The sequence below is a fragment of the Mycobacterium sp. genome (assembly GCF_965229105.1).
Taxonomy (GTDB): domain Bacteria; phylum Actinomycetota; class Actinomycetes; order Mycobacteriales; family Mycobacteriaceae; genus Mycobacterium.
Window position 1 is genome coordinate 2,797,792 of sequence record NZ_OZ245858.1, and the last position, 26,742, is coordinate 2,824,533.

The window sequence follows — 26,742 nt, forward strand, 5'->3', positions numbered from 1 at the left end:
TGACTCAGGCTCCTCGGGGGTCGTGAAGGGGTAGTCGTGGATCGATGGGCTGGTCATCCCAGGTACCGCGGAGCCAGGCGTGTTCGGGATCGTCGACGATCTTCCAGGCCCGTTCGGCGCCCGGTCCGGCCATCACGTTGAGGTAGTACATGTGGTAGCCGGGCGCGGCCACAGACGGCCCGTGGTATCCGTGCGGTACCAGAACGACATCACCGGTGCGAACTTCTTCGAGGACTTCGATCGGGCGGTCCGGAGTGCCGTACACCCGGTGATAGCCGAAACCACGCGAATCATCCGGTCCGGCAGCGATTTCGAAGTAGTAGATCTCTTCGAGCTCGGACTGGGTGGGCGTGTTCTCGTCGTGCTTGTGTGCGGGGTAGCTCGACCAGTTGCCGCCCGGGGTGATGACTTCACACGCAATCAGCGAGTCGGCTTCGAACACGCCTGCGGTACCGAAGTTGTGCACCTGCCGACTGCAGTTGCCCGCACCGCGGAGTTCCACCGCGACATCGGCTGCCGCCACCCTGCGGTTGGGAAATGACCGGGTGGCCCTGGCGCCGCAGATCGCATGCCTACCTTCACCGCTGAGCGAGTAGGTCTGGTCGATGCCGACGTAGACCATGTCGGCGGGTCCGTCGAAAACCGATGCCCGCGGTGACAACTCGAATGAGCCGTCGTCACAGGTCACCTGGCCGGAACCGGCCAGCGGCAGGATCATCACCTCGGTGTCGCCGGTGCTCAACGTGATGGCCTGACCCGCGACGAGTTCGACGACCTGTAGAGAGGATTCGGTCCACCCGGCCGACTCCGGCGTGACATCGACGGTGTAGGGCGCCGCCGCGCTGCGCGCTGGGATGTAGAGCTTGCTGTGCATATCAGCGCACCATCGCGACTGCGGTGGCGACCGCCGAGCTGACATCGTCGTCGGTCGGATACAGCAGCGTGCGGCCCACGATCAGCCCGCGCACCGACGGCAGGGCCAGGGCCTTCTCCCAACTGGCGAACGCTTCGTCGGGGTCGGCCGGGTCGCCGCCAAGGAGCAGGGTCGGCATCGTGGTCGAGTCCATCACCCGGTCCATCTCGTCGACCACCGGCAACTTCATCCAGGTGTATGCCGACGTGGAGCCAAGGCCTTGGCCGATGTGCACCGATTTGATGACGGCATCAGGGCTGAGGTCGTTGCGAACCTTGCCGTTGACCCGAGATGACATGAACGGCTCGAGCATCGCGATCAAACCGTGCGAGGCCAGCTCGTCGACAGCCTGCGCGCACGCGGTCATGGTGTCGACCGTGCCGGGATCATCGAGAGCGATGCGGCACAACATCTTTCCGCCGTTCATCTTCGCGGCGGCGGTCGATGCCGCAGTTGCCCCGGTCATCTTGTCGTCGAATTCGAATGACGATCCGGACAGGCCGCCGCGGTTGAACGACGAGAACACCACCTTGTCTTCGAGCGCACCCAGGAGCAGTAGGTCGTCGAGAATGTCCGAGGTCGCCAGCACGCCGTCGACACCTGGATCGGCCAGGGCGGCGCGGAGTCGGTCGAGCAGATCGGTCCGGCTGTTCATCGCGGTCGGGCGGGCACCGACGGACAGGGCGCCGCGGGCGGGGTGGTCTGCCGCGACGATCATCAACCGGCCGTTGCCGCGCAGCGTGGGACGGGTGGTGCGGGCTTGCCATGCGCGGGCAACGGCGCCGGGGTCCGACGCGCGCACATCAGTGATTGCCGCGTAGTCCTTGCAGACCGGCATGTTGGTCATGGTGCTAGACATTCACGGCCTCCACGGCGGTTTGGTCGGCGAGTTCGGCCACCTCTGCGGCGGTCGGCATCGCAGTCGAGCATTCGAGTCGGGAGGCGACGATGGCGCCGGCAGCGTTGGCGTAGCGCAGCGTCTTCTCCAGTGGCCAGTCATGGAGCAGCCCGTGAATCAAGCTGCCGCCGAAGCTGTCTCCTGCGCCGAGGCCGTTGACGACGTCGACATCGTTGGGCCGGACTGTCACCGACGAGTGTCGGGTCTTACCGAGCACACCCCGGGGCCCCTGCTTGACGATCGCCAGTTCCACACCGAGGTCCAGCAGGGCGTCGGCGGCTTTTTGCGGGTTGGTCTCACCGACAGCGATCTCGCATTCTTCGCGGTTTCCGACGGCGACGGTGACGTGCTGCAAGGCCCGCTGGACCTGCGCTGAGGCATCCGCCGGGGTGGCCCAGAACATCGGCCGGTAGTCGAGATCGAGTACCGTCAGGGGAGCCCGACCGCGCGCCGACCACGCTGCGAAATGTGCGCTCCGGCTTGGCTCTTCGGACAATCCCGTCACCGTTGACCAGTACAACCGGGCAGCGCGCACGGCATCGAGATCGAGCTCGTCGGAATGTATCTGAAGGTCAGGTGCCGACGGTTTGCGGTAGAAGTACAGCGGAAAATCGTCGGGCGGGAAGATCTCGCAGAAGGTGACCGGTGTCGGGTACTCGCCGTGCGTGGTGACAAAGCGGTTGTCGACACCGAGTCGGGCTAGTTCGTTGCGCACGAACCTGCCGAACGGATCATTGCCGACCCCGGAGATCAACGCGGTCTGATTACCCAGCCGTGCTGCTGCGACGGCGACATTGGCCGCACTACCACCGAGGAACTTGCCAAACGACGTGACGTCTTCGAGGCCGACGCCGACCTGGAGCGGGTAGATGTCGACACCACTTCGCCCGATGGCGAGGGCGTCGAAACGCTGTTTTGCTTGGTCGGACACGACTGACTCCCGGGTTGCGTACGTCTACAAACGTGGGCTGGCTCAAGATCTCCTGACGAATGCCTGGCGCCTTTTTCACTGTGCGCCCGGTCACCACGTGATGTCAAGAGTTTGTCCTGACATTCTTACTTTCGAACATCGCAAGGTACGCTGAGGCGCACTGATAGCAACCCGCCGTGGGTGGTAAACGGATCGGAGCGAGGGTGACGACGACGCTGCCAATAGAACTCGAGCGGTCTAGCCCGATTCCGCTGTACTTCCAGGTTGCGCAGGCATTCGAAAAGGCCATCGTCGACGGTCACCTCAAGCCTGGCGACCGGTTCGAAAACGAGCTTGCTCTGGCAAAGCGATTGAGCCTTTCCCGGCCCACGACCCGACGTGCGATACAGGAACTGGTCGACAAGGGCATGCTGGTGCGCAAGCGCGGTGTCGGCACCCAAGTTGTCCAGACGCCGGTGCACCGCCCCGTCGAACTCACCAGCCTGTTCGACGATCTGGCCCGAGCCGGGCAGGAACCCGCGACCAAAGTCCTGGACTACAACATCGGCCCGGCGCCTGACGATATTGCCGCGCAGCTGAACCTTCCGGTGGGTAGTGACGTGCTGACGATGCGCCGATTGCGCAGTTCCGGTGGACAGCCGCTGGCACTGATGACCAATCATCTGCCTGCTGCCATTGCTCCCGACCAGGACGAACTCGAACGGGCCGGGCTCTATCAGGCGCTGCGGTCGCGCGGCGTGCACATCCGACTCGCACGTCAACGCATCGGAGCCAAGGCTGCCGACCGCGAAGAAGCACGACTGCTCGACGAAAAGCCCAAGGCGCCCCTGTTGGTGATGAACCGGACGGCCTTCGATGACTCCGGTCGCATTGTCGAGTACGGAAGCCACGCCTACCGCGCCTCGCGCTACTACTTCGAGACCACGCTCGTCGATCGCTAGCGAAATTGCCTGTTGCACAGGGCGTTACGCTGTTCAGCGTAAGCTCCGCCGCAATGGCAGAGCTGCGGCAGCCTCTGGTTTCACGCTGGGCTGGCCTGCGGCCGCGGCGACGTGCACGGCGTACCGATCGCTTTCCTGACATTTGACATGCGGTCCTAATGTCAGAACAAAGTCTTGACTTTCCGATGTGATCGGTATTACATCGGTGCGGAGGCCGTATCGCTTGTCACTGGAGTCCAGGCGCCCAAGCATCGCGGCGATGTCGAGGACAAGGAGAAACAATGAGGTTCAGTCGACTCGTGGCGACAGCCGGAGCGGGCGTGCTGGTCTTAGGGGTTGCATCGTGTTCATCCACCGGAGGTAAGCCGGACAGCTCCGGCGGCGGTATGGGTGCCGGCTCCGCGGACACCCCACGGATGACGATAGCGATGATCACCCACGAGGCACCCGGTGACTCATTCTGGGATCTGGTTCGCAAAGGCGCGGAGACCGCAGCCAAAAAAGACAACATCGAACTGCGTTATTCCAGCGACCCCGAGGGGCCCAGCCAAGCCAACCTCGTGCAGACCGCGGTCGACAGCGGCGTCAAGGGCATCGCGGTCACCCTCGCCAAGCCGGACGCCATGAAGCCCGGTGTCGCAGCGGCAATCGCCAAGAACATTCCGGTGGTGGCATTCAACGCCGGCCTGAGCGATTGGCAGGCAATGGGCATCAAGGAGTACTTCGGCCAGGACGGTTTCATCGCCGGGCAGGAAGCGGGTAAGCGGCTGGCTACCGAAGGCGCGAAAAAGGTGGTCTGCGTCATCCAGGAACAGGGCCACGTCGACCTCGAGGCTCGCTGCGCCGGAGTGAAAGACGCTTTCCCGGCGACCGAGGTTCTGAACGTCAACGGTAAAGACATGCCTTCGGTGGAAGCGACCATCACCGCCAAGCTGCAGCAGGATCCAGCCATCGATTACATCGTGGCTCTTGGTGCGCCGTTCGCGCTGACCGCCGTGCAGTCGGCCAAGAGTGTGGGCAGCACCGCGAAGGTCGGCACGTTCGACACGAACGCTGCGCTTGTCGACGCAATCAAGGGCGGCGATGTCCAATGGGCCGTTGACCAGCAACCGTTCCTGCAGGGCTACCTCGCGGTTGATTCGCTGTGGCTGTACCTCAACAACGGAAACGTCATCGGCGGAAATCAGCCCACCCTGACCGGGCCGTCCTTTATTGACAAGACAAACGTCGAGGCCGTCGCCGAATATGCGAAGAACGGAACTCGATAATGTCCACTCAGGCGGATCTCGACCTTGGTACGCACAAGGTGGTCACCGACGAACGGGTAAAAGAGCAGAACAAGCTGCAGCGCATCCTGATTCGTCCTGAAATGGGTGCCGCCGTAGGCGCCATTGGCATCTTCATCTTCTTCCTGATCGTGGCTCCACCGTTCCGATCTCCGGAGTCACTGGCAACCGTGCTCTACGCCAGCTCGACCATCGGGATCATGGCTGTCGGTGTCGGTCTGCTGATGATCGGCGGGGAGTTTGACCTATCGACGGGCGTCGCGGTCACCACTAGTTCCCTTGCGGCATCGATGCTGGCCTACAACTTGCATCTGAACCTCTGGGTGGGCGCGGTGTTGGCCCTCGGCGTCGCGCTGGCCGTCGGATTCTTCAACGGTTACATGGTGATGAGGACCAAAATCCCGTCCTTCTTGATCACCCTCAGTACGTTCTTCATGCTGGCTGGTATCAACTTGGCCGTCACCAAGCTGTTGTCCAATCAGGTTGCGACGCCCAGTGTTTCCAATATGCAGGGCTTTGAGTCCGGCCGGACCGTCTTTGCCTCGACCATCTCCTTGGGTCCGGTCAACGTTCGGATCACGGTGCTGTGGTGGATTCTGTTCACGGTGATCGCCACCTACGTCCTGTTCAAGACCCGAATCGGAAACTGGATTTTCGCGGTGGGCGGCAATCAAGACAGTGCGCGGGCGGTCGGTGTGCCGGTCACCGCGGTCAAGATTGGTCTGTTCATGTTCGTCGGATTCTGCGCCTGGTTCGTCGGTATGCATCTGCTGTTCTCGTTCAACACCGTTCAGTCGGGTCAGGGTGTGGGCAACGAGTTCTTCTACATCATCGCCGCGGTCATCGGCGGCTGTCTGCTCACCGGCGGCTACGGCACCGCGATCGGAACTCTGATCGGCGCGTTCATCTTCGGGATGACCAACCAGGGAATCGTCTATGCCGGTTGGAACCCTGACTGGTTCAAATTCTTCCTGGGCGCGATGCTGCTGTTCGCGGTGATCGCCAACAACGTGTTCCGTAACTACGCAGCGAAGAGGTAGATCGATGAGTACTACTGCTGAAGCTCCCGTCGCCGAAAGTCCTTCTGGCGCTGAGACACCGCTGATCGAGCTCAAGGGCGTCGGGAAGAGCTACGGAAACATCATCGCGCTCAAGGACATCAACCTGCGGGTGGGTGCCGGCCAGGTCACCGGAGTGCTCGGTGACAACGGTGCGGGTAAATCGACGCTGATCAAAATCATCGCCGGACTGCACAAGCAGACCGAGGGGGAGTTGCTGGTCGACGGCAAAGCGATGACCTTCGACTCGCCAAAAGACGCACTGGACAATGGCATATCGACGGTGTACCAGGATCTCGCTGTCGTCGCGTTGATGCCAGTCTGGCGGAATTTCTTTCTCGGACAGGAACTCCGGAAGAAAGGCATCCTCAGGTCGCTCGATATCAACGCGATGCGTGCAACCACCATCTCCGAGCTGCACAAGATGGGCATCGATCTGCCTGATGTGGACGTACCCATCGGCTCGCTCTCGGGTGGTCAACGTCAGTGCGTTGCCATCGCCCGGGCGGTGTTCTTCGGTGCACGCGTGCTGATCCTCGACGAGCCGACCGCCGCCCTCGGCGTCAAGCAGTCCGGAATGGTGTTGCGCTACATCACCGCAGCCAAAGAGCAGGGTTTCGGCGTCATCTTCATCACGCACAACCCGCACCACGCGCATATGGTGGGCGACCACTTCGTCCTGCTCAACCGTGGCAGGCAGAAACTGGATTGCACCTATGACGAAATCACCTTGGAGCACTTGACCCAGGAGATGGCCGGCGGTAACGAGCTCGAGGCCCTCTCGCACGAGCTCGGTCGCAAATAGGTCCGACGACGACGATCCAGAACTGAGAGCGAAGAATCTGAGAATTCTTCGCTCTCAGTTCTGGATCGATGGGAAGTTCTCGCCCACATCGAATTGACATCGTGACACCCCTTGGCCCAGTTAAGGTGCCCAAAGATGCTCTGGTCAAGAGCATTTCGATTGTGTGACCACACGGGAAAGCTCATCTGCCGGTAGCGCAAGTTTCGATGAGCGAGCGCTGGGGTAGGCGGGCATGATGGAAACCGACACCAGCTCGCCCGATGAGGTGAGCGTGCCCGAATCGATCGGCGACGCGCAGATCAGCGAAATCGTCGAGCAAGAACTCGCCATCGCGGTCGCTGACCCGGATTCGGTGTACGTGGTGTTCCTGCAGTACCACGGCGACAGCTACACATCGGTGCATACCTCGCAGGACGGCGCGGACGCCCGAGTGCTGGAAATCGCGGCCCAGTGGGGGATCAGCGACATCCTCGTCGCCGATCAACTGACGCACCAGATCACCAAGGTGCCCGTCGAGACGCCGTAGCCGTAGTCGCCGGTGTCCACCGATTGGGGGACAGCGGCCTCCACCGGCTTAGGGTCCGATCACCCGACAGACCCCAACTCCTCTGTGCAGCACAGTTGAGCTATCTCCGCCGATCCCTCGGCGGATAAGCGGACTGCAAGTTACACAGGAGAATTCACAATGAGCACGAGTGCGCGTCGTTTCGCGGCCTTCACCGCCATCGCGGTGGCGCCTCCACTGCTGGCTCTGGGTTTCGCCGCCGCCAGCAAGGCCACCTGCGAAGTGACCACGCCGAATGGACAGATCCAGGTCACACAACAGTGCGAGGGGCGCTGACAGCCTGCCGTCAGCACCGCGTCAGTGCGAACAACCGGAGCTCACGGTCGGTCCGGGTCAGGTACGCGCGGTACATCGGGTACTCGCAGAAGCGCTGCAGTGCGCGGTCGTGATCGTCGCCGGTGAGTAGCGTCGCCATCACGGGCACCTTGGCGCCCCCGATGGCTGCGGTTGCGTGCGGGTTCGCCAGCAGATTCGACGACCATGCCGGGTGGTGGTCCTGGCCGAAGTTGCTGCCGATGATCAGCAACCGGTCACCATCGCGGAGGAAGCTGAGCGCACTACTGCGCGGCTGTCCGGACTTCCTGCCGATCGTGGTCAGCAGCATCTCGGGGATCGTGGTGGGCCCGAAGAGGGTGTACTTGCCGTTGGTCGCCTTCAACACCCGACGGTCCCAGGGCACCAGCACGCGGATGAAACGTGAGCCCCATGAGGTCGACGCGAACGCGACCACTGGTTTGAACAGGGCAGGCAACGAGTCTTTACCCCAGTGGGTCTGTGGGAACGCATCACCTGGCATCAGGTGATCGTCGCATGCGCCACTCAGACGCTAAAGGCTGCCCTGAAGTCCGCCAACGCGGTGACACTGTCACCTGACGCCCAGCCTTCCATCGCGACGGTCCCGGTAAAGCCCATCTCGTGCAACGTCTTAGCGATGGCCGGAAAGTGGATCTCCCCGGTACCGGGCTGGCAACGGCCGGGAACGTCGGCGACCTGGATCTCGCCGATGGCGTCACCGCACCGACGAATCAGCTCGATAAGGTTCCCCTCGCCGATCTGAGCATGGTAGAGGTCGAGGTTCATTTTCACGTTCGGATGCCCGACAGCTTCCACCAGCGCCAGGGTGTCCTTCGCGCGGGCTAACGGGACGCCGGGATGGTCGACGATGGTGTTGAGGTTTTCGAGGCAGAACGTGACGCCCGCGGAGTCGCCGAGTTCGCCGAGGGCTGCCAGCCCACGCTGCGCGCTGAGCCACATCGCGCCGGTGGCCCGGTACTTCGGCCGGGCAGCCTGTCCGTCGATGAGCTCACCGGTGTGCAGATTAAGACGCGGAACACCCAGGACTGCAGCGGCTTTGATGCTCAACTCGGCAGTGCGCAGCACCTCACGAGCACCGTCAGGATCGGTCAGGTCGCCATGCAGATAACCCGTCATCGACCCGAACCGCGCCCCGGTCGCGGCCAGCGCATCCACGTCTTTGTCATCCCAACTCCAGATCTCGACGCCGAAACCCAGGTCGTCGATCCGACGGACCCGCTCGACGATCGGAAGATCGGCGAAGACCATCTCGGCGCAGACGGCCAGATCGAAGGTGCTCATCGGGGTTCCATTCCGGCGGCGAGATACGCCTGATCGATGAAGGCCATGTTCGCCACGGCATCGGCGGTGTCGATCGGCAGGGTCGCCCCGTGCAGCACGTGGGCTGCGAACGCCTCCAGCTGGTAGGTGTACGACGCGCGGTTACCGTGTTTCTCGACCCAGGTGTCAGCATCTGTGCGAATAGTCAGTCGATCATCGTCGTTGGGTTTGATGAAGTTGTGCACCAACGGATCTCCGGTGCTGCCGATGACGCGAATGGTGAACCGGTACTGGTCAGACACCATCGTGACGCTGGCGTGCCCGGTAGCCCCACCGGGATATACCAGATCGACGTCACAGCTCTCATCGACACCGGGGTGGCGCTGCACCGCCGCAGCACCGGTTATTTCTGGCGCGCCGCCGGCTGTTTCGCCGACCATCCGCATGACGTGCAGGGCGTAGCAGCCGAGGTCCATCAGTGCGCCGCCGGCCAGGTCCAGCACCCATCGCGGATCGTCGTCGCCGGGCGTCGGCATCGTCATGTGCACTTCGATGCGCTGGAGCTCACCCAAGGTGCCGTCACCGGCGAGTTCCAGCAGCCGTCGAGTGACCGGATGGAACAGGTAGTGAAAACCTTCCAGGACGGGGACGCCGGCAGCCTCCGCCGCCTGCGCCACCGTTTGAGCCTCCAGGAGATTGCTCGCGAACGGTTTCTCCGAGAGCACCGGCTTGCCCGCTGCGATCGCCGCAAGATTCCACGGTGCGTGCAACGAGTTGGCCAGCGGGTTGTAGATGATATCGACCTCGGGGTCGCCGATCACGTCGTCGTAGGAATCGAGAACCCGCTCGACACCGTACTTTTGGGCAAAGTTGTTGGCGCGCCCACGATCACGGGCGGCCACCGCCACCAGTCGGTAACCCAGTTCGTTGGCAGGCCCGACAATGGCTTGCTCGGCGATGCGGGATGCGCCGAGCAGGCCGATGCGCAGGCTCATGCCGGGCTCTTCACGCCCCGCAGGAACTCCACGCTGGCCAGCACATCGGCCAGTGGTCCGGTGCCCGCCGGCTCAGCTTCGAGGATGTTGTCCTGCTCCATCACGTACCAGCCGTCATAGCCGTTGTCCTCCAACGTTTTCACGATGCCGGCAATATCGACATCACCGGCACCGAGTGGCACATACATACCCGCTGCCACCGCCTCGGTGTAGGTCATCGCACCGGACTGCACCTTCGCAGCCAGTTCGAGGTTGACGTCCTTGAGGTGGGCATGCTTGATGCGCTCGGGAACTTGGCGGGTCAGCGCCAGTGGATCGGTACCGCCGATGAGCAGATGCCCGGTGTCTAGGCACAGCGCAATTGTGGAACCGGCCAGCACCCGATCGACATCGTCACGGGTTTCGACCATGGTGCCCACGTGGGGATGCAGTGTCGCGGTCAGGCCACGCGCAGCCACCACTTCGCCGATCCGGTCCAGGTTGGCGAAGACGGTGGCCCACTGGTCGTCATCGAGCGTGGGACGAGAGTCGTAACCATCGGAACCCGTTGCGGCAGCGAGCACCACCACCTCTGCGCCGGCGGCCACCAAGGATTCCAGCGGACCGGCCAATTCGTCCATCGGGTCGTGGGCAGGATCGTGCAGCAGTACCGGTACGAACCCACCGACACAGCTCAAGTGAAAGTTCGCCAGCGTCGCCGTCAGCTCCGCGGTATCGGTAGGCAGGAAGCCGTCGGGACCGAGTTCGGTGGCGGTCAGACCGGCGTCGCGCATCTCGGCGAGCACACGATCCGGGGAGAGTTGATAACCCCAACCAGGTACTTCGCAGACACCCCACGAGATCGGGGCGCCGGCAATGCGAATCTCACTCATGCTCCGCGAACCTCCTTGATGGTGACCGGGGCGCCGCGGCGCAGTGACTCGGCGGCGGCCTCGGCAATCCAGGCCACCTCGACGGCATCGGCCACGGTGGCGCCCAGGACGGGACCACCCTTGACGACATCGACGAACCCGGACAGTTCGGTCCGGAACGCCTCGGTGAACCGGTCCATGAAGAAGTTGTGGGGCTGTCCGGAGGGAAAATCGTTCTGCGGATCCATGTTTCGCACCGGGACGCTCTGGTCCCAGCCGGCCACGACCGTGTCATTGAAGCCGTGTACTTCAAGGCGGCAATCGTAGCCGCGGCCGTTGTAGCGGGCATTGGAGATCACGCCGAGGGCGCCGCCATCGAACCGCACCACGATGGCAGCGGTATCGACATCGCCGTACTCGGTGAACAGCGGGTCACCCTGCACGGTGCCGGTGGCGTACACCTCGACGGCCTCCTGGCCGGTGATCCAGCGGACCGTGTCGAAATCATGCACGGCGCAGTCGCGGAAGATGCCGCCGGAACCCTTGATGTAGTCCAACGGCGGGGGAGCGGGGTCCATCGTGGTGCTCCGGACGGTGGTCAGTGCGCCAAGCGCGCCGCTGTCGACGGCCAGCTTCGCCGCGGCGAACGCGGCGTCGAAACGGCGCTGATAGCCGATCTGGACGGGGACGCCGTTGCGCGCGATTGCCTCGGCGACCTTCGCGCTGTCGGCGGCTGTCGAGGCGACGGGCTTCTCGCAGAAGGTGGGCAGGCCACGTTCGACCGCGGCCAGCGTCAGCGACGCGTGTGCCGGGGTGGCGGCCGCGATGACGATGCCGTCGACACCGGAGTCGAACAACGCCTGGACCGAATCAACGGGGGTGGCACCGTATTTGGTGGCAACCTGCTTGACGACATCGAGTCGCTCATCGGTGATCACCAGGCCGTCGAGCCCGGGGAGGTTCATCAGCGTCTCGGTGTGGAAGGCGCCGATGCGGCCGAGACCGATCAGTCCGAGGGTGGTCATGGAATTCTCCGTTCGTCGTGGCCGCGAAGTGCGGCATCGAGTTGTGCTGGGGTGTGATCACCGGCGAGCGCGGCCAATACGACATCGACTTGGCTGGGTGGGGCCAGGCTGCCGATGGGCTGGTCACGATCGAGGTTGGTGGGGAAGGGGTAACCCTCGGCGGTGGCGACGACGGCGTTGAGAATTTCCTGCGGGGCGCGACCGGCGGTCTGCATGGCGCGCAGCGACGGATAGATCGCCTTGACCATGGCGCTGCGATCCATTGCCTCCATCGCGCGACCGAACGGTGAAGACACCTGCAACAGGTTTGCCATCCGCTCGATATCGGCCGACTTGTTCGTACCCGCACCGTGATAGAGCGCCGGGTTGAAGAAGACGGCGTCGCCCTTGCGCAGCGGAACCTGCACGTGGTGCTCGGCAAAGAATTCGATGAACTCGGGACGGTAGAAGGCGATATAGCCGGCGGCGAACCGCTGTGAGTTCGGCAGCAACATGGTCGGTCCGCTTTCCACTGGCATATCGCAGTGCGCGACCGCCCCCTGCAGCGTCAGCACCGCCGACATGCGGTGCATGTGAGGCGGGTAGGCGTGCAATTGGTCTTCGTTGACGAAACCCAGGTGATAGTCGCGGTGCGGAACCTGTGCTGCGCCTCCGGGATTGACGACGTTCACCTGCGAGGTCACCTGATAGCGCGGTCCCAGCCACGCTTGCGAGACCATGGCCAGCGCATCGTTGGCGTAGTAGTCGGCGAAGACCTCCGGCGAGTGCAGCGCCAATTTTTGGGCGGCATTCCAGATGCGGTCGTTGGCGCCCGGTTTACCGAAGTGGTCGCCTGCGGCTGTGCCCGCGGCGCGCTGGGTGGCGATCAGATCACGGAACGCCGCGGTGGCCGCGTCGACACTTGCTTCGGGGAATGCGCCCTCGATGACGACCACGCCGGGTCCGTCGGCGAAGGCGCGGATCAATTCGGCCTGCAGGGCCCGTCGGTTCGCGGTCGCGGTAGCCGCGGCCGAATAGACCAGCACGCCGGATCGGAGGTCGTGGGCGTGCGGGTAGTCGGCGAGATCGGTGTCGCGGAGCACCTGATCGCGGAAATCGTCGAGACGACAATCGGACTCGTCGATCCAGGCGTCGTCCCAAGCCGGCGACGCAGCCTTCGCGGAGGTGAGAAACGGTGTGGACATGGCCATCAGTCTTGCTGTGTACTGGGGCACAATCAACACCAGAAAACCGTCAAAAAACCATCACCAACGCGACGGCCCGAGCGAGGAGGCGAAATCGTGGCACACCGGTACAAGGTTCGCGAGATCGCCCAGCAGTCCGGACTGAGCGAGGCCACAGTCGACCGTGTCCTCAACGACCGGCCCGGCGTACGCGAGAACACCAGGGCCGAAGTGCGGCAGGCCATCGCCGACTTGGACAAACAGCGCGCTCAGCTGCGGCTCAACGGGCGCCGCTACTTGATCGACGTCGTCATGCAAACTCCGCGACGGTTCTCTGATGCGTTCCGCGATGCGGTCGAGGCGGAGTTGCCCACGTTCGCCCCGGCCATGCTGCGGGCACGCTTTCACCTCTGGGAGACCGGCGCGACGGAGGCGACAGTCGACCAGTTGGCGCGCCTGCGGGGCAGCCATGGCGTCATCCTCAAGGCGCCGGACGAGCCCGCGGTGGCAGATGCGATCGATGGGTTGGTCGACAGCGGTATTCCGGTGGTCACCTATAGCACCGACGTTCCCACCAGCTCGCGGTGCGCGTATGTGGGTATCGACAACCACGGTGCGGGGGTGACTGCGGCCTACTTGATGCAGCAGTGGCTGGGGCCTGATCGTGCGGCAGTGCTGATCACCTTGTCGAAGAATGTCTTTCGGGGTGAAGGCGAGCGGGAGGTCGGATTCCGGTCGGCGCTGCGCGGGGCGGGGCTCGACGTCATCGATGTCACCGACAGTGACGGTATCGATGCCACCAACGAACGGCTGGTGCTCGACGCGCTGCAGCGCCACCCCGAGATCGAGGCGGTCTACTCGGTGGGAGGCGGCAACGCGGCCACGGTCTCGGCATTCGAGAGATTAGGGCGGGTCTGCCGAGTGTTTATCGCCCACGACCTCGACGCCGATAATCGCTTGCTTTTGCGCGACGGCCGGATCTCGGCGGTGCTGCATAACGACCTGCGGGCGGATGCGCGGCTGGCACTTCGGTCGATCCTGCAAGCGCGCGGCGCGCTGCCGGTCGAACCGGTGCGGCCGGTGCCGGTGCAGATCGTCACGCCCTACAACATTCCGGGCTGATTCCTGTGCGCTGAGCGGACGCTCAGCAAGAGCTCAGAAGGTCTGAGGGCTAAGTTACTCACGCGTACGTAACTGTTCTTAGACTTTCTCGGCCAGCAAAAGTGACGAAAACCACAATATTGTCTCAATCACTGCTTGTTCAGCTTCCTGAGCTGCGCGTTAATCTGAACGTTACCGGCGTGTTGACATGCATCAGCGTCAAGGCGTGACTAAGGAAAGTGCAATAATCGGTACTGCGAGTGACACCAACTTTTGCAGGCATTCACTTGACGGCGCGTCCGTGCGGACAGCGACGGGAATGTAGGTGGCAGCGCGCGGCGATGCAGTCGACTGAAAGACACTGAGAAAGGCGGGGACGTGGGCCCGAACGGGAACGAGACCGTCGAGGGAACACCTTCGCATCCTCGGGAAAAACTCGAAAAGGTCGTAATCCGTTTCGCGGGTGACTCCGGCGACGGTATGCAGCTCACGGGCGACCGATTCACCTCAGAGGCAGCGCTCTTCGGCAACGACCTGGCGACGCAGCCCAACTACCCCGCAGAGATCCGGGCACCTCAGGGCACGCTGCCCGGAGTGTCGTCGTTCCAGATTCAGATCGCCGACTACGACATCCTGACTGCCGGTGACCGCCCCGACGTGCTGGTGGCGATGAATCCCGCAGCGCTGATGGCCAATATCGCTGACCTGCCGCGTGGTGGCCTGATCATCGCCAACTCCGATGAGTTCACCAAACGCAACCTGGCCAAGGTCGGCTACGAAGCCAACCCCCTGGAAGACGACAGCTTGTCCGACTTCGTCGTGCAGGCCGTCGCGATGACCACGCTCACCCTCGGCGCCGTCGAGCAGATCGGTGCGTCCAAGAAGGACGGGTCGCGGGCCAAGAACATGTTTGCGCTCGGTCTGCTGTCGTGGATGTACGGCCGCCCGATCGAGACCAGCGAGACCTTCATCCGCGAGAAGTTCGGCCGCAAGCCCGATATCGCCGAGGCCAACGTCCTCGCCCTCAAGGCCGGCTACTACTACGGCGAAACCACCGAGGCGTTCGGCACCACCTACCTGATCTCGCCGGCCAAGCTGGCCTCAGGCGAGTACCGGCAGATCTCCGGAAACACCGCACTTGCGTACGGGATCGTCGTGGCCGGCCAGCTGGCCGATGTCCAGGTGATGCTCGGCAGCTATCCGATCACCCCGGCGTCGGACATCCTGCACGAGCTGTCCAAGCACAAGAACTTCAATGTGCTGACGTTCCAGGCCGAAGACGAGATCGCCGGCATCGGTGCCGCCATCGGGGCGTCCTATGGCGGTTCGCTCGGCGTGACCACCACCTCAGGCCCGGGCATCTCGCTGAAGTCCGAGGCGATCGGACTCGCTGTGATGGCCGAGCTTCCGCTGTTGGTCGTCGACGTTCAGCGTGGCGGCCCGTCCACCGGTCTGCCGACCAAGACCGAGCAGGCCGACCTGCTGCAGGCGCTGTACGGGCGCAACGGAGAGTCTCCGGTTGCCGTTTTGGCGCCGCGCTCACCGTCTGACTGCTTCGAGGTTGCCGTCGACGCCGTGCGGATCGCGCTGAAGTACCGCACCCCGGTGATCATCTTGTCGGACGGTGCCATCGCCAACGGCTCCGAACCGTGGCGCATCCCGGATGTCGAGAGCTTCGAATCGATTCCGCATATTTATGCCAAGGCCGGCGAGCCGTTTCAGCCCTACGCGCGTGATCCCGAGACGCTGGCCCGGCAGTTTGCCATCCCCGGCACACCTGGCCTAGAGCACCGCATCGGCGGCCTCGAGTCGGCCAATGGCTCGGGCAATATCTCCTACGAGCCGGCGAACCACGATCTGATGGTGCGTCTGCGGCAAGCCAAGATCGACGGCATCACTGTTCCTGATCTAGAGGTCGACGATCCGACCGGTGACGCGGAGCTGTTGTTGCTGGGCTGGGGCAGTTCCTACGGCCCGCTCGGTGAGGCCTGCAGGCGGGCTCGCCGCAAGGGCATCAAGGTCGCGCATGCGCAACTGCGGCACCTGAACCCGTTGCCTGCCAACCTCGGTGAGGTTCTCCGCCGTTATCCCAAAGTTGTCCTGCCCGAGATGAATCTGGGTCAGCTGGCGCTCCTGCTGCGCGGCAAGTACCTGGTGGACATTCAGTCGGTGACGAAGGTGGAAGGCATGGCGTTCCTGGCTGAAGAGGTAGAGGGCATTATCGATGCCGCCTTTGATGGAACGCTGGGCGACAAAGAACGCGATAAGGCCAAGTTCGCACGGTTGGCAGCGGCCACCGTCGAAAGCGGCGTAGGAGCTGACGCATGACTGACGTAATGGGAAGCCTCTCGGGTGTCGATCTCGGTCTGACCGCCGGCTTGACGAAGACCAGCCTGGTGCCGACCACCGACGAGCCGCAGAAGGCCAAGGACTTCGCCACGGACCAGGAGGTCCGTTGGTGCCCCGGCTGCGGTGACTACGTCATCCTCAACACCATCAAGCAGTTCCTGCCCGAGCTCGGACTCCGGCGCGAGAACATGGTCTTCGTCAGCGGCATCGGTTGCTCCAGCCGTTTCCCGTACTACTTGGAGACCTACGGCCTGCACTCGATCCACGGCCGGGCCCCGACGTTCGCGACCGGGTTGGCGCTGGCTCGGGACGACCTGTCGGTGTGGGTGGTCACCGGTGACGGCGATGCCCTGTCCATCGGCGGTAACCATCTGATCCACGCGCTACGACGCAACGTCAACCTCACGATCCTGTTGTTCAACAACCGGATCTACGGTTTGACGAAGGGCCAGTATTCCCCGACCTCCGAGGTTGGCAAGGTCACCAAGTCGACGCCGATGGGTTCGCTGGACCATCCGTTCAATCCGGTGTCGCTGGCGCTCGGCGCCGAAGCGTCCTTCGTCGGTCGCGCGCTCGACTCGGATAAGAAGGGTCTGTCCGAGGTGCTGCGCGCTGCGGCCGCCCACCGCGGGTCCGCATTGGTCGAGATCATGCAGGATTGCCCGATTTTCAACGACGGTTCCTTCGACGCGCTGCGTAAAGAGGGCGCCGAGGAGCGGGTCATCAATGTCCGCCACGGCGAACCGATCACATTTGGCGCCAACGGTGAGTATTGCGTGGTCCGATCCGGTTTCGGCCTCGACGTAGCCAAGACAGCAGACGTCTCGGTCGACGAGATCGTGGTGCACAATGCCACCGCAGAAGACCCGGCCTATGCGTTCGCTCTGTCGCGGCTGTCTGATCAGAACCTCGAGCACACCGTGATGGGTATCTTCCGGCAGTTCAGCCGGCCGACCTATGACGATATGGCGCGCGGTCAGGTCAGCTCCGCTGTCGAAACGATCCCGAGCGATCGGTCCGCGTTGCAGTCACTGCTTCGTGGTCGCGATACCTGGACCGTCGACTGACGCTTGGCGTAACCTGACCGCCATGTCTTCGGAGTTGGCCGGTGTCGTGCTGGCAGGCGGAGCGTCGCGGCGAATGGGCCGAGACAAGGCGACCCTGGTGATCCCCGGGGCCGACTCCGGCCCCGATGGACCCAGAACCATGGTGGAACAAGTGGTTTCGGTCGTCTCGTCGACCTGTACACCGGTTTTCGTCATCGCGGCACCCGGTCAACCGCTGCCTGAGCTGTCCGCGACGGTGCTGCGCGACGACGTCCGCGGTGTAGGGCCGCTGCTGGCCACGGGGCGCGGACTGCGGGCGGCGGCCGAAGCCGGTGCCGAGCGCGCCTTTGTGTGTGCGGTAGACATGCCGCTGATGACGGCAGCATTGATCGATGAACTCGCCACCCACCACGGCGTCGATGTGGTGCTGCCATGGGACGGTCGTGACCATTACCTCGCCGGGGTGTACCGCACGTCTTTGGTGGCCCGGATCGACGAGTTGGTGGCCGCGGGGGAGCGCAGCATGCGCGCCTTGGTCAATTCAGTGAACACACAGCGGATCGTCATGCCGCATTCGGAGGCGCTGACCAATATCAATGCCGCCGCTGATATCGCCTGATAACTCCCAGCAAACAGAGCTGCCAATCCGCTCCGGCCTTGCTGGTGCAGTTTGTACACGTCATATCCTTGCTACCCGGATCGGCGCCGACCTGAGGTTCGAAGCGGTTGGTGGCACCTTTCGCACTGATAGTGTTGCAGCGCAACATCTTTAGGCTTCTGGCTCCGATTCTGACCCGTTTGGTCGACCACCTACCGGTCGATAGCCCAGAACGCGGCAACAAAGAGGTGGATATCCGAAGGTTTGAACTGATGGTGGTCGATACTTGACCGTGTCGAGAGCCGGATAGCTGAGCTTCCCGAAAACGTTTGATGTGCGTCATATTTGGGACCCGATGGGTAGATGCCCAGTGGCAAGTCCTCGGCCACCGACAGATTCGACTATTGCACTGCAATTCGCGACGTGTCAGCCTAAATGGCTGCGCCACAGCCTATTTGGATGTCCTTACTGACAGGTGGCGGTCGAGTGCATCAGCTAATTTGCTGGGGCGCAGACCTTCTCGCCGTTGCGGCCTAAGTCTCATTGGTCACTTCGGCAACGCAAACACCAAATTGCGTTGTGGCGCAAAGGGATTTGAAGAGCCCTCTGAGGTGGCCCAGCTCACAAAATTGTGGTGATTTGGATCACGTTGGGCGATTTGGCGGATCGTTCGCAGTGTCTGGAGAATCGCAGTCTTGACCTGCGCAGACAGTTATTCGAGCGTTCCGTGATCTGTCCGTTATCTAAACGAGATACCCGCTCCACCGATGTGACTAAACGGAATCTGATCCGTACGGTCCAATCTGTCCCGCAAGGGAGCAAATAACTCAAGAAACAAACCCTGCGTGTGAGTGGGGCTGGCGGAGGCCCGAGCGGGCTCGCCAGCAGCCGGATGAAAACTCCTCCGGCGAGGCGTCTGCCTCCCCTGTCGTGCCTGACCGAGATGGCACGCCTCAAGAAATCACTCGGTCTCTCAGAGGGATCTGAGAGACAGATCAACGCCCACCCCGGTGGGTGTTGCCTTGGCGCGCGCGTGGCGAAAGGAACGATGTTGAAGAACCTCCGCAAGAAGCTCTCCATGGCTGCAATCGGTGGAGCGCTCATTGCGGCGCCCATGGCCCTGTCCACGGCCACCGCGAACGCGGACGTGAACTGGGACGCGGTTGCCACGTGCGAGTCTGGCGGAAACTGGTCCATCAACACCGGTAACGGTTACTACGGCGGCCTGCAATTCACCATGGGCACCTGGAAGGCCAACGGCGGCAGTGGATCGCCCCACAACGCCAGCCGCGACGAGCAGATCCGCGTGGCCAACAACGTGCTGCACAGCCAGGGCATTGGTGCCTGGCCGGTCTGCGGCCGGCGCGGTTAGTCCGACCACACACTTTTATGACGGTGCCGGGCCTGTCCGATAGGCCCGGCACTGCTCGTCCTAACCAGACGGCAGCGCCTAACCAGACGGCAGCGCGAAAGCCGACCGTGATGCCAGACGTGCCAGGTGGCGCGTCACCAGCGCCTCGGGAATCAGCGCGGTAGAGCGACTGGCCGCGGCACTGAACACCGCTGGACGCAGGTTGACGATCCGGCCGATCATCCTCGATTCACGGGTCAGGCCGGTGGTTCGCGGTCGCCGGAACGCCTCGAAGCGGCTAAATGCAGTCGGCAGGTCGTCGGACAGATCGACGAATTCAGCCAGGATGGCCGCATCCTCCAGTGCCTGGCAGCCACCCTGGCCCAGATGTGGGCGCATCGGGTGGGCCGCATCCCCGACCATGACCACGGGCCCGCGGGACCACTGCCGCACCGGCGTCCGATCGTAAAGGTCGTTGCGCAACACATTCTGCGGCGCCGTCGCCGCCAAGATCGCCGGTACCGGCTGCGCCCAGTGCGCGAACTTGCGGCGCAGATAGTCGAGCTCGCCTCCGGGCATCTGCTGACCCTGCGGTAGCCGTTCCGTTGCGAACCAGTAGGTGCGGTCCGGACCGAGCGGCACGTGGCCGACCTCTTCGCCTGGTGCCATCGTCTCGCCGGCCAGCTCGGCGGGCAGCGCGTAGTCCGCGATGCCGCGCCACGCCGTGTATCCGGCGTAGGTATCGACAAGGCGGCCATTGAGATGGCGGGCCACCATCGAGTGCGTGCCGTCGGCACCGATCGCTGCCGCGGCGTCTATTCGGGTTCCGTCGGAGAGCGACACCTGTACCCCATCGGCGGTGGCGATCAGGGCGGCCACCCCGGCCCCGTATCGGAGGGTGCCCGGCGCGATCGCGCCGGCGAGGATCTTCCTCAGCGCGGCGCGCTCGATCACCGCCAACGGCTCACCCAACGCAGTGACCAGTCGCTCGGGCGATGGTCGGCGCAGCCAGGTGCCGTCATACCAACGCACCGCTCCTGCCGTTACCCGACCGCCAGCGGCTCGCACTGCATCGCCGAGCCCGATCTCATCCAGCGCGGCCAACGCGTTGGGCCAGATGCTGATCCCGGCGCCTTCGACAACGCCGGCGGTGTCGTCACGCGCCTCGATCACCGTGACGGCGCGTCCCCGACGCTGTAACGCGACGGCCGTGGCCAACCCGGCAATCCCTGCTCCCGCAACGACGATCGGCTCGGACATCCATCGAACGTAGCCGACTACAGGTCGAAGATCAGAAGCGTGCTCGTAGCGGTCGCCACCAAGGCTCCCGATTCGTCGATCACCGTACCTTCGGTGAAGCCAACTCGCGCACCGGATTTCACGACGGTGCCGGTAGCGGTGAGCAGGCCGCTGGTCAACCGGACCGCCTTGAGATAGTTCACCTTGATTTCCACCGAGGTGTAACCCTTACCCTGCGGCAGTGCGCTGTGCAGAGCGCAGCCGGCGACGGAATCCAGCAGGGTGCACACCAACCCGCCGTGGATGGCTCCGATCGGGTTATAGGCGGATTCGTCGGGTTTGCAGGTGAACACGACCCGACCGACCTCGGCCGAGATGAGGTCGAACGCCATCAACCCCGCGATCGGTGGCGGCGGGAGTTCGCCGGCGACCATCGCGTTGAGGTAGTCCACGCCAGGCATCGCAAGACCTTTGGCAGTGGACGGGCCGGGCTCGTACCAACTGACGGTCTTCGAGCGTTGCGGGCCCCATTCGTCGCGGGCGGTATCGGTGAGCTCTGCGGTCATGTGGCTGCGCTCTCTGTGCTGGTTACGGCTGGGTGGGGTCGGATTCTGCTGAGATGGCGGTCGCGGTCGGGATCATCGGGCGCCACCGCGTGCTGCGTGCCCCACATCAACAGCGCATCCAGGACGGGCAGCAGTGCCCGACCCGACTCCGTGAGCTGGTAGTCGAACCGAGGGGGTGCGGATTGGTAGGCCACCCGGGTGAGGACGCCGGCGTCTTCGAGGGTTTTCAACCGCGCCGAGACCCGGTCGCGCGGCGCGCCGATACCGGCCACGATGCCGCTGAACCTGCTGTTCCCCAGCGCGAGCTCACGGATCACCAGAAGCGTCCACCGGTCGCCGACGACCTCGAGGGCGGCGGCGATGGGGCAGGGCCGTCCTGGCAGGTCGGCCAGCGGCAGGAGGGGCATCAAACCAGCCTGACACTTGTAGGTTTGATTATCAAACTGACATATGGAGACACTCGGGCGCGGAGCTGGGAGACTGAACCGCAGTATGAGACCCGCTCTGGAATCGACGAGCGTGCCCAGCTGGGCCAGCGCACCTGAGCGCCCGGACGCCGACGTGTCCGGGCGGTACTGGACCGTGGTCGCGTTGTGCAGGGGGGCCGAGGAGGTCGCCGCCGACTGGACCGCGCAGATTTTCGCTCACGATCCGCGCGCCGACGTGCGGGTCCACCTCGTCGCCGACGATCGAGCGGCAGCTCAAGCAGTGACTGACGACCTCGCCGACGCGGTGGTCGGGTGGAGGTTGATGATCGCCGGACCGGCCGACGCCTGCCTGCGCCTGCGCGCCCTCGCTCTGCAGGCCGGGGTGGCCGACGACGAGATCACCGTGGCCAGCATCGCCGTGGCCGCCCGCGATGTGCGTTGCGCTCATTGCGGGACAGTCACCAATGCCGAAGTGGACCTGGAGGATGTCCTGCAGTGCTCCGGCTGCGCCCGCAAAGTGGTTGTGCACTATCACGTTTCGCGGCGCCTCGGTGCGCACCTTGGCTTCATGACCGGTGCGGGCGGCTCATGAGTGCATTGGCTCTGGTGGTGCGTGCCATCGACGATGACGTGCCCGGTATCCGTACGCTGACACTCATCCGAGCCGACGGTGCGGTATTGCCGTCGTTCACCCCGGGCAGTCACATCGTGATCGAGTGCGGCCCCGGCTTGTCGGCCAACGCTTATTCGTTGACCGGGGAGAGCGTGGCCCCACACGATTACGTCGTATCGGTGCTGGAGTGCCCGGCCGGATCCGGCGGATCGCGCTGGATCCACCAACTGAGCGTGGGGGACAGCGTCATGGCCCGCACGCCGCGCAGCGCCTTCGCGCCGGTACTTCTGGCCAAGCGTCATCTGCTCATCGCGGCGGGGATCGGCATCACTCCGATGATCTCCCATCTACGCAGCGCCAAGCGATGGGACCGCGACGTACGTCTGCTCTATCTGCACCGCGACGGCCGCGGTGCCTACGTCGACGAGATCAAGGCCCTCACCGACAACGCGCAGATCTTCACCGACCGCGCGGCGTTCATGGCCGAAGTGGCACCGGAACTCGGCGACCAGCCGTTGGGCACTCACCTGTATGTCTGCGGCCCATCGGCATTCATGGCCGATGTCACCGCCATGGCCGCCACGCTCGGCTGGCCACCAAGCCGAATTCACGTGGAACGCTTCGGAATCGACACGTTCGACCCAGGCCAACCGTTCGCGGTGACACTCACCGAAAGCGCGGAATCCTTTGTCGTCGAACCCAGTATGTCGCTGCTGGAGGCGCTGCTCGCGCACGGCCATCAGATCCCCAACCTGTGCCGACAGGGCGTGTGCGGCGAGTGCCGAATTCCCGTGGTCGGCGGCGGGATCATGCATCGGGACCTCTATCTCAGCGACGCCGAAAAGGCCGCCGGGGACTCGATGATGAGCTGTGTGTCCCGCGCCGACGGTGACCGATTGGAGCTGCGCCTGTGACGATCGCGTCCGAACCGCTGTCCGCGCCGGATCTGTTGGCGGGCTTTCCATTTCCGTTCACCGGCGACACCTACCGGTACAGCACCAACATCGAGCCGGCCGGAACCACCGTCACCACCCCGACCGGCAGCTGGGGCCGGCCGGTGATCGACATCGACAGCGAATACGAGCACGAGCTGGCCGACCGGGCTCGAATTTTGGCGGCCGACCCCTCCCGGTACGCGGTGCTGCCCCATATGCGCCCTGCCGGCTGGGACGCGATGCTGGCATTGATGACCGAACTGGCCACCGCCTACCCGGACGTCATGTCGCTGACTCAGACCGAGAGCGGTTGGCGATGGTGCAACCAAAGACTAGGTTTGTCACAGGTTTTCGTTTTCGGTGACGAGTCGACACTCCCCGCGGACCCGTTGGCCTATATCGGTGCTCAGGTACAAGAAGACATCGTCCTGCTCGATCAGCGCGACGGCGACCTTTTCGCCGATGCCGGTGTGGTCACCTTCGCCTCCGGCTGGTCCTTCGGTTTCAACGTCGGCATGACATTTCTGGAAATCCACGGCCCCGTTCCGCGATTACGCGCATCCGGTGTGATCGATCGCGCCCGAGAATTCCTGCTGCGACTGCAGGCCGGCGAGGTGTACCGACGCACGAACTGGACTTTGGGTGTCGGCCGTCGACTGGATGCCTCCACCGAGTCCTATCCCGAATGGGGCCCGGAGGTGGCGACGGCCGGGACGGTCGACGACGAGACATTCGGGCGGCTGATCCAGCTGCGGGTCGAGGTTCAGCATTTGATCCGACTACCCGAGTCCGCGGCGATCTGCTTTCTGATCCGCACGTACATGCTGCCGCTCGCCGATGTGGCCGGGGTGGTGTCATGGCGGACCCGGATGGCGTCGGTCCTGGCCGAACTACCCGACGACCTGGCGGATTACAAAGGTTTCCTGTCGTATCGCGACCGGGCAGTGTCCTGGCTGAACCAGCATTGAGCAGCTACCAGGCGGATATCCTCGCGCGGGGACTCGATGTGGTGTTCTGCGGACTCAATCCTGCTGCCAGCGCCGCAGCCGATGGTCACAATTTCTCGAACCGGAGCAATCGCTTCTGGCCGGTGCTGCATCTGGCGGGGTTCACCGATGTGCGCCTGCAGCCGCAGGACGAGCGTCGGCTGCTCGAATACGGCTGCGGCATAAGCGCAGTGGTGGCCCGTCCGACCAAACGGGCTGAGGAAATTCAGACGGCAGAGTTCCGGCTGGCCCGCCCCGAATTCGAGGCGAAGATGCAGCGGTACGCGCCGCGGGTGATCGCCTTCCTCGGTAAGCGGGCGTTCTCGGCAATGATCGGTCATCCAGATATCGGCTGGGGTCGCTATCCGCAGGAGTTCGCCGCGACGACGGCCTGGGTCCTGCCTAATCCGAGTGGTCTTAACCGAAGTTTCACCCTCGATGCGCTGGTGCAGGCCTACGCCGAGTTGCACCGCGCGCTGACGACCTGACCCCAGTTGTGCTACCACGTAGCGATGGCTGACGTTCCGCAGGCAACCCCCCTTGCTGGTCCTTTTGGTGACCTCGACGATTACCTCGCGTACCCACGCGTAGCGGGGCTGGCGGTCAGCGCCGACGGATCGCGGGTTGTCACGACCGTCGCCGAACTCAATGCCAAACGCACCGAATACATCAGGTCCGTCTGGGAGCTGGATCCGACGGGCGCGCGTCCGGCGCGGAGGCTGACTCGCGGAGCCAAGGGTGAGACGTCGCCGGTGTTCGCCGCCGACGGCGATCTGCTGTTCGTTGCCGCCCGGCCCACCGATGACGATGACAAACCGCCGGCGGCGTTGTGGCGGTTGCCCGCCGCGGGTGGTGAGGCGCAGGAACTGCTGTCGCTGCCCGGCGGGGTGAGCGCGGTGCACACCGCGAGGGCGGCCGGTCGCATCGTGGTCACCGGGCCCATGCTGCCGTCGGCCACCGATATCGACGATGATCGCCGACTGCGAAAGCTGCGCAAAGACAACACTGTGACAGCGATCCTGCACACCGGATATCCGGTGCGCTATTGGGATCACGACCTGGGACCCGACGAGCCCCATCTGTTGGAAGCAGCCGGCCCGGCTGATCTCACCCCAGCCCCGGGCTCGGCGCTGCGGGAGACCGATTTCGACATCAGCCCCGACGGAGATTTCCTCGTCACCTCCTGGCGAGTCCCTGGACCGGGAGCAGCGCAGCGGTCGGTCCTGGTCCGCATCGATCTCGGCACCGGTGCCAGGGAGGTGATCGTCGATGATCCCGACGCCGACCTTGAGCACCCCGCCATCGCACCCGACGGGACAGCGGTGGCCTACACCAGGGAATCGATCTCGACCCCCCACCAGGCGCCCCGAATCACCCTGTGTTGCTTGCACTTCGGTTCCGATCCGGTGCCGGTGGCCGATGGCTGGGACCGCTGGCCGGAGTCGGTGACCTGGACGCGCGACGGCTCGGCGCTACTGGTGACCGCCGACGACGCCGGCCGCAAGCCGGTGTTCCGGGTCGAGCTGGCCGGACAGGTGAGCGCGCTGACCGCAGATGATTTCGCCTATACCGATGTCACCGCCGCACCCGATGGAACGGTTTACGCGCTGCGCAGCTCCTATGCCGCACCGCCACACCCGGTACGCATCGACACCGATGGCAGTGTGACTGTGCTGCCGAGCGTCGATCTACCGGCGCTGCCCGGTTCGCTGACCGAGATCTCAGCGGTGACCGCCGACGGCCGGACGGTCCGCTCGTGGCTGGTGCTTCCACGCGGTGATCAGCCGGCACCGCTGCTGTTGTGGATCCACGGCGGCCCGCTGGGTAGCTGGAACGCCTGGTCGTGGCGATGGAACCCATGGCTGCTGGCGGTCCACGGCTATGCGGTGCTGCTGCCGGACCCGGCACTGTCGACCGGATACGGCCAGGATTTCATCCAGCGGGGCTGGGGCGCGTGGGGTGGCCCGCCATTCGAGGATCTGATGGCCGCCACCGACGCCGCCTGCGCAGATCCGCGGATCGACGCCACCAGGACAGCCGCGATGGGCGGTTCCTTCGGCGGTTATATGGCCAACTGGGTGGCCGGGCACACCGACCGCTTCACAGCCATCGTCACCCACGCCAGCCTCTGGGCACTCGACCAGTTCGGTGCCACCACCGATGCGTCCTACTACTGGATGCGGGAGATGACCAGAGAGATGGCGCAGGCGAATTCCCCGCACCGGTATGTCGGGCAGATCAGCACCCCGATGCTGGTCATCCACGGCGACAAGGACTATCGCGTCCCGATCGGCGAGGCGCTGCGGCTGTGGTTCGAGCTGCTGACCGAGTCGGGCCTGCCTGCCGCTGCCGATGGCAGCACGGCCCATCGCTTCCTGTACTTCCCGTCGGAAAACCACTGGGTGCTCACACCGCAACACGCCAAGATCTGGTACCAGGTGGTGACGGGCTTCCTGGCCGAGCATGTCCTGGGGCAGACGGCCGAACTGCCGGAAGCGCTGGGTTGACCACTCTGGGCCCTGGG

General features: G+C 64.1%; 27 protein-coding genes and 1 pseudogene. 16 read left to right on the forward strand and 12 right to left on the reverse strand.

The window, feature by feature from the left end:
• Positions 1 to 4: 4 nt before the first annotated feature.
• The 3 genes from iolB to iolC are packed head-to-tail and all read right to left on the reverse strand — an operon-like array spanning position 5 to position 2,742.
• Entirely contained in the window at positions 5 to 874 is an 870-nt protein-coding gene (iolB, locus tag ADBZ9O_RS13265; RefSeq protein ID WP_526531901.1) for a 5-deoxy-glucuronate isomerase, read from the reverse strand.
• Position 875: 1 nt separating this feature from the next.
• On the reverse strand, positions 876 to 1,772 hold the full coding sequence (locus tag ADBZ9O_RS13270) for a Cgl0159 family (beta/alpha)8-fold protein (protein ID WP_526531903.1): 897 nt from the start codon (positions 1,770 to 1,772) through the stop codon (positions 876 to 878).
• A complete protein-coding gene (gene iolC / locus ADBZ9O_RS13275; RefSeq protein ID WP_526531905.1) occupies positions 1,765 to 2,742 on the reverse strand; it encodes a 5-dehydro-2-deoxygluconokinase in 978 nt (325 codons plus the stop codon). Before iolC ends, ADBZ9O_RS13270 begins: the two co-directional genes overlap by 8 nt.
• Positions 2,743 to 2,945: 203 nt before the next feature.
• On the opposite strand from iolC, the gene ADBZ9O_RS13280 reads away from it, so the two are divergent.
• The 6 genes from ADBZ9O_RS13280 to ADBZ9O_RS13305 all read left to right on the forward strand — a co-directional run bounded on the left by ADBZ9O_RS13280 (position 2,946) and on the right by ADBZ9O_RS13305 (position 7,673).
• On the forward strand, positions 2,946 to 3,683 hold the full coding sequence (locus ADBZ9O_RS13280; protein WP_526531907.1) for a GntR family transcriptional regulator: 738 nt from the start codon (positions 2,946 to 2,948) through the stop codon (positions 3,681 to 3,683).
• A gap of 281 nt (positions 3,684 to 3,964) precedes the next feature.
• Entirely contained in the window at positions 3,965 to 4,951 is a 987-nt protein-coding gene (locus tag ADBZ9O_RS13285) for a substrate-binding domain-containing protein (RefSeq protein ID WP_526531909.1), read from the forward strand.
• Positions 4,951 to 6,009, forward strand: a complete 1,059-nt coding sequence (locus tag ADBZ9O_RS13290; protein ID WP_526531911.1) for an ABC transporter permease — start codon at positions 4,951 to 4,953, stop codon at positions 6,007 to 6,009. The genes ADBZ9O_RS13285 and ADBZ9O_RS13290 overlap by 1 nt, the downstream gene beginning before the upstream one ends.
• A 4-nt stretch (positions 6,010 to 6,013) precedes the next feature.
• Positions 6,014 to 6,832: an ATP-binding cassette domain-containing protein gene (locus ADBZ9O_RS13295; protein ID WP_526531914.1), complete on the forward strand. Its 819-nt coding sequence runs from the start codon at positions 6,014 to 6,016 to the stop codon at positions 6,830 to 6,832.
• Positions 6,833 to 7,064: 232 nt separating this feature from the next.
• Positions 7,065 to 7,358 carry a hypothetical protein gene (locus tag ADBZ9O_RS13300; RefSeq protein WP_526531916.1) on the forward strand — a complete coding sequence of 98 codons (294 nt, stop codon included), beginning with the start codon at positions 7,065 to 7,067 and terminating at the stop codon, positions 7,356 to 7,358.
• A 159-nt stretch (positions 7,359 to 7,517) separates the two neighbouring features.
• Complete coding sequence (locus ADBZ9O_RS13305; RefSeq protein ID WP_526531918.1) at positions 7,518 to 7,673, forward strand: hypothetical protein; 156 nt, start codon at positions 7,518 to 7,520, stop codon at positions 7,671 to 7,673.
• Positions 7,674 to 7,683: 10 nt separating this feature from the next.
• Here ADBZ9O_RS13305 and ADBZ9O_RS13310 read toward each other — a convergent pair whose 3' ends face one another.
• Genes ADBZ9O_RS13310 through ADBZ9O_RS13335 form a run of 6 tightly spaced genes read right to left on the reverse strand, consistent with a single transcriptional unit; the run spans position 7,684 to position 13,027 of the window.
• On the reverse strand, positions 7,684 to 8,193 hold the full coding sequence (locus ADBZ9O_RS13310; RefSeq protein WP_526531920.1) for a nitroreductase family deazaflavin-dependent oxidoreductase: 510 nt from the start codon (positions 8,191 to 8,193) through the stop codon (positions 7,684 to 7,686).
• Between the two features lie 23 nt (positions 8,194 to 8,216).
• Positions 8,217 to 8,993: a TIM barrel protein gene (locus tag ADBZ9O_RS13315; protein ID WP_526531922.1), complete on the reverse strand. Its 777-nt coding sequence runs from the start codon at positions 8,991 to 8,993 to the stop codon at positions 8,217 to 8,219.
• A complete protein-coding gene (locus tag ADBZ9O_RS13320; RefSeq protein ID WP_526531924.1) occupies positions 8,990 to 9,967 on the reverse strand; it encodes a Gfo/Idh/MocA family protein in 978 nt (325 codons plus the stop codon). Before ADBZ9O_RS13320 ends, ADBZ9O_RS13315 begins: the two co-directional genes overlap by 4 nt.
• Positions 9,964 to 10,839, reverse strand: a complete 876-nt coding sequence (locus tag ADBZ9O_RS13325) for a sugar phosphate isomerase/epimerase family protein (RefSeq protein WP_526531926.1) — start codon at positions 10,837 to 10,839, stop codon at positions 9,964 to 9,966. The genes ADBZ9O_RS13320 and ADBZ9O_RS13325 overlap by 4 nt, the downstream gene beginning before the upstream one ends.
• Positions 10,836 to 11,843: a Gfo/Idh/MocA family protein gene (locus ADBZ9O_RS13330; RefSeq protein ID WP_526531928.1), complete on the reverse strand. Its 1,008-nt coding sequence runs from the start codon at positions 11,841 to 11,843 to the stop codon at positions 10,836 to 10,838. The genes ADBZ9O_RS13325 and ADBZ9O_RS13330 overlap by 4 nt, the downstream gene beginning before the upstream one ends.
• A complete protein-coding gene (locus ADBZ9O_RS13335) occupies positions 11,840 to 13,027 on the reverse strand; it encodes a phytanoyl-CoA dioxygenase family protein (protein ID WP_526531930.1) in 1,188 nt (395 codons plus the stop codon). Before ADBZ9O_RS13335 ends, ADBZ9O_RS13330 begins: the two co-directional genes overlap by 4 nt.
• Before the next feature lie 96 nt (positions 13,028 to 13,123).
• Between ADBZ9O_RS13335 and ADBZ9O_RS13340 the strand changes: the two genes are divergently transcribed.
• The 5 genes and pseudogenes from ADBZ9O_RS13340 to ADBZ9O_RS13360 all read left to right on the forward strand — a co-directional run.
• Entirely contained in the window at positions 13,124 to 14,128 is a 1,005-nt protein-coding gene (locus ADBZ9O_RS13340) for a LacI family DNA-binding transcriptional regulator (protein ID WP_526531932.1), read from the forward strand.
• A 357-nt stretch (positions 14,129 to 14,485) separates the two neighbouring features.
• Complete coding sequence (locus ADBZ9O_RS13345; protein ID WP_526531934.1) at positions 14,486 to 16,435, forward strand: 2-oxoacid:acceptor oxidoreductase subunit alpha; 1,950 nt, start codon at positions 14,486 to 14,488, stop codon at positions 16,433 to 16,435.
• Positions 16,432 to 17,523, forward strand: a complete 1,092-nt coding sequence (locus ADBZ9O_RS13350) for a thiamine pyrophosphate-dependent enzyme (protein ID WP_526531936.1) — start codon at positions 16,432 to 16,434, stop codon at positions 17,521 to 17,523. The genes ADBZ9O_RS13345 and ADBZ9O_RS13350 overlap by 4 nt, the downstream gene beginning before the upstream one ends.
• Before the next feature lie 22 nt (positions 17,524 to 17,545).
• Positions 17,546 to 18,121 carry a molybdenum cofactor guanylyltransferase gene (gene mobA, locus ADBZ9O_RS13355; RefSeq protein ID WP_526531938.1) on the forward strand — a complete coding sequence of 192 codons (576 nt, stop codon included), beginning with the start codon at positions 17,546 to 17,548 and terminating at the stop codon, positions 18,119 to 18,121.
• A gap of 1,126 nt (positions 18,122 to 19,247) precedes the next feature.
• Positions 19,248 to 19,472, forward strand: a pseudogene (locus ADBZ9O_RS13360) (transglycosylase family protein); the annotation flags it as partial.
• Positions 19,473 to 19,550: 78 nt separating this feature from the next.
• On the opposite strand, the gene ADBZ9O_RS13365 reads toward ADBZ9O_RS13360, so the two are convergent.
• The 3 genes from ADBZ9O_RS13365 to ADBZ9O_RS13375 are packed head-to-tail and all read right to left on the reverse strand — an operon-like array spanning position 19,551 to position 21,663.
• A complete protein-coding gene (locus ADBZ9O_RS13365) occupies positions 19,551 to 20,711 on the reverse strand; it encodes an FAD-dependent oxidoreductase (protein WP_526531940.1) in 1,161 nt (386 codons plus the stop codon).
• Positions 20,712 to 20,728: 17 nt separating this feature from the next.
• On the reverse strand, positions 20,729 to 21,256 hold the full coding sequence (locus tag ADBZ9O_RS13370; RefSeq protein WP_526531942.1) for a PaaI family thioesterase: 528 nt from the start codon (positions 21,254 to 21,256) through the stop codon (positions 20,729 to 20,731).
• Positions 21,253 to 21,663, reverse strand: coding sequence for a winged helix-turn-helix transcriptional regulator (locus ADBZ9O_RS13375; RefSeq protein ID WP_526531944.1), 411 nt, complete (start codon positions 21,661 to 21,663; stop codon positions 21,253 to 21,255). The genes ADBZ9O_RS13370 and ADBZ9O_RS13375 overlap by 4 nt, the downstream gene beginning before the upstream one ends.
• Before the next feature lie 85 nt (positions 21,664 to 21,748).
• Between ADBZ9O_RS13375 and ADBZ9O_RS13380 the strand changes: the two genes are divergently transcribed.
• Genes ADBZ9O_RS13380 through ADBZ9O_RS13400 form a run of 5 tightly spaced genes read left to right on the forward strand, consistent with a single transcriptional unit; the run spans position 21,749 to position 26,725 of the window.
• Complete coding sequence (locus ADBZ9O_RS13380; protein WP_526531946.1) at positions 21,749 to 22,276, forward strand: dimethylamine monooxygenase subunit DmmA family protein; 528 nt, start codon at positions 21,749 to 21,751, stop codon at positions 22,274 to 22,276.
• A complete protein-coding gene (locus tag ADBZ9O_RS13385) occupies positions 22,273 to 23,211 on the forward strand; it encodes a PDR/VanB family oxidoreductase (RefSeq protein WP_526531948.1) in 939 nt (312 codons plus the stop codon). Before ADBZ9O_RS13380 ends, ADBZ9O_RS13385 begins: the two co-directional genes overlap by 4 nt.
• Entirely contained in the window at positions 23,208 to 24,200 is a 993-nt protein-coding gene (locus tag ADBZ9O_RS13390) for a heme-dependent oxidative N-demethylase subunit alpha family protein (RefSeq protein ID WP_526531950.1), read from the forward strand. The genes ADBZ9O_RS13385 and ADBZ9O_RS13390 overlap by 4 nt, the downstream gene beginning before the upstream one ends.
• Entirely contained in the window at positions 24,197 to 24,706 is a 510-nt protein-coding gene (mug, locus tag ADBZ9O_RS13395) for a G/U mismatch-specific DNA glycosylase (protein WP_526531952.1), read from the forward strand. The genes ADBZ9O_RS13390 and mug overlap by 4 nt, the downstream gene beginning before the upstream one ends.
• A 24-nt stretch (positions 24,707 to 24,730) precedes the next feature.
• Complete coding sequence (locus ADBZ9O_RS13400) at positions 24,731 to 26,725, forward strand: S9 family peptidase (RefSeq protein ID WP_526531954.1); 1,995 nt, start codon at positions 24,731 to 24,733, stop codon at positions 26,723 to 26,725.
• Positions 26,726 to 26,742 lie beyond the last annotated feature (17 nt).

What these genes read in the sequence shown, in the direction of transcription:
- ADBZ9O_RS13270 (WP_526531903.1), bottom strand. Translation starts at nt 1,772, where the DNA reads ATGTCTAGCACCATGACCAACATGCCGGTCTGCAAGGACTACGCGGCA.
- ADBZ9O_RS13285 (WP_526531909.1), top strand. Translation starts at nt 3,965, where the DNA reads ATGAGGTTCAGTCGACTCGTGGCGACAGCCGGAGCGGGCGTGCTGGTC.
- mobA (WP_526531938.1), top strand. Translation starts at nt 17,546, where the DNA reads ATGTCTTCGGAGTTGGCCGGTGTCGTGCTGGCAGGCGGAGCGTCGCGG.
- ADBZ9O_RS13335 (WP_526531930.1), bottom strand. Translation starts at nt 13,027, where the DNA reads ATGTCCACACCGTTTCTCACCTCCGCGAAGGCTGCGTCGCCGGCTTGG.
- ADBZ9O_RS13400 (WP_526531954.1), top strand. Translation starts at nt 24,731, where the DNA reads ATGGCTGACGTTCCGCAGGCAACCCCCCTTGCTGGTCCTTTTGGTGAC.
- ADBZ9O_RS13380 (WP_526531946.1), top strand. Translation starts at nt 21,749, where the DNA reads ATGAGACCCGCTCTGGAATCGACGAGCGTGCCCAGCTGGGCCAGCGCA.
- ADBZ9O_RS13320 (WP_526531924.1), bottom strand. Translation starts at nt 9,967, where the DNA reads ATGAGCCTGCGCATCGGCCTGCTCGGCGCATCCCGCATCGCCGAGCAA.
- ADBZ9O_RS13365 (WP_526531940.1), bottom strand. Translation starts at nt 20,711, where the DNA reads ATGTCCGAGCCGATCGTCGTTGCGGGAGCAGGGATTGCCGGGTTGGCC.
- ADBZ9O_RS13375 (WP_526531944.1), bottom strand. Translation starts at nt 21,663, where the DNA reads ATGCCCCTCCTGCCGCTGGCCGACCTGCCAGGACGGCCCTGCCCCATC.
- ADBZ9O_RS13315 (WP_526531922.1), bottom strand. Translation starts at nt 8,993, where the DNA reads ATGAGCACCTTCGATCTGGCCGTCTGCGCCGAGATGGTCTTCGCCGAT.
- ADBZ9O_RS13370 (WP_526531942.1), bottom strand. Translation starts at nt 21,256, where the DNA reads ATGACCGCAGAGCTCACCGATACCGCCCGCGACGAATGGGGCCCGCAA.
- ADBZ9O_RS13305 (WP_526531918.1), top strand. Translation starts at nt 7,518, where the DNA reads ATGAGCACGAGTGCGCGTCGTTTCGCGGCCTTCACCGCCATCGCGGTG.
- ADBZ9O_RS13325 (WP_526531926.1), bottom strand. Translation starts at nt 10,839, where the DNA reads ATGAGTGAGATTCGCATTGCCGGCGCCCCGATCTCGTGGGGTGTCTGC.
- ADBZ9O_RS13330 (WP_526531928.1), bottom strand. Translation starts at nt 11,843, where the DNA reads ATGACCACCCTCGGACTGATCGGTCTCGGCCGCATCGGCGCCTTCCAC.
- ADBZ9O_RS13385 (WP_526531948.1), top strand. Translation starts at nt 22,273, where the DNA reads ATGAGTGCATTGGCTCTGGTGGTGCGTGCCATCGACGATGACGTGCCC.
- iolB (WP_526531901.1), bottom strand. Translation starts at nt 874, where the DNA reads ATGCACAGCAAGCTCTACATCCCAGCGCGCAGCGCGGCGGCGCCCTAC.
- ADBZ9O_RS13290 (WP_526531911.1), top strand. Translation starts at nt 4,951, where the DNA reads ATGTCCACTCAGGCGGATCTCGACCTTGGTACGCACAAGGTGGTCACC.
- ADBZ9O_RS13295 (WP_526531914.1), top strand. Translation starts at nt 6,014, where the DNA reads ATGAGTACTACTGCTGAAGCTCCCGTCGCCGAAAGTCCTTCTGGCGCT.
- ADBZ9O_RS13350 (WP_526531936.1), top strand. Translation starts at nt 16,432, where the DNA reads ATGACTGACGTAATGGGAAGCCTCTCGGGTGTCGATCTCGGTCTGACC.
- ADBZ9O_RS13300 (WP_526531916.1), top strand. Translation starts at nt 7,065, where the DNA reads ATGATGGAAACCGACACCAGCTCGCCCGATGAGGTGAGCGTGCCCGAA.
- ADBZ9O_RS13310 (WP_526531920.1), bottom strand. Translation starts at nt 8,193, where the DNA reads ATGCCAGGTGATGCGTTCCCACAGACCCACTGGGGTAAAGACTCGTTG.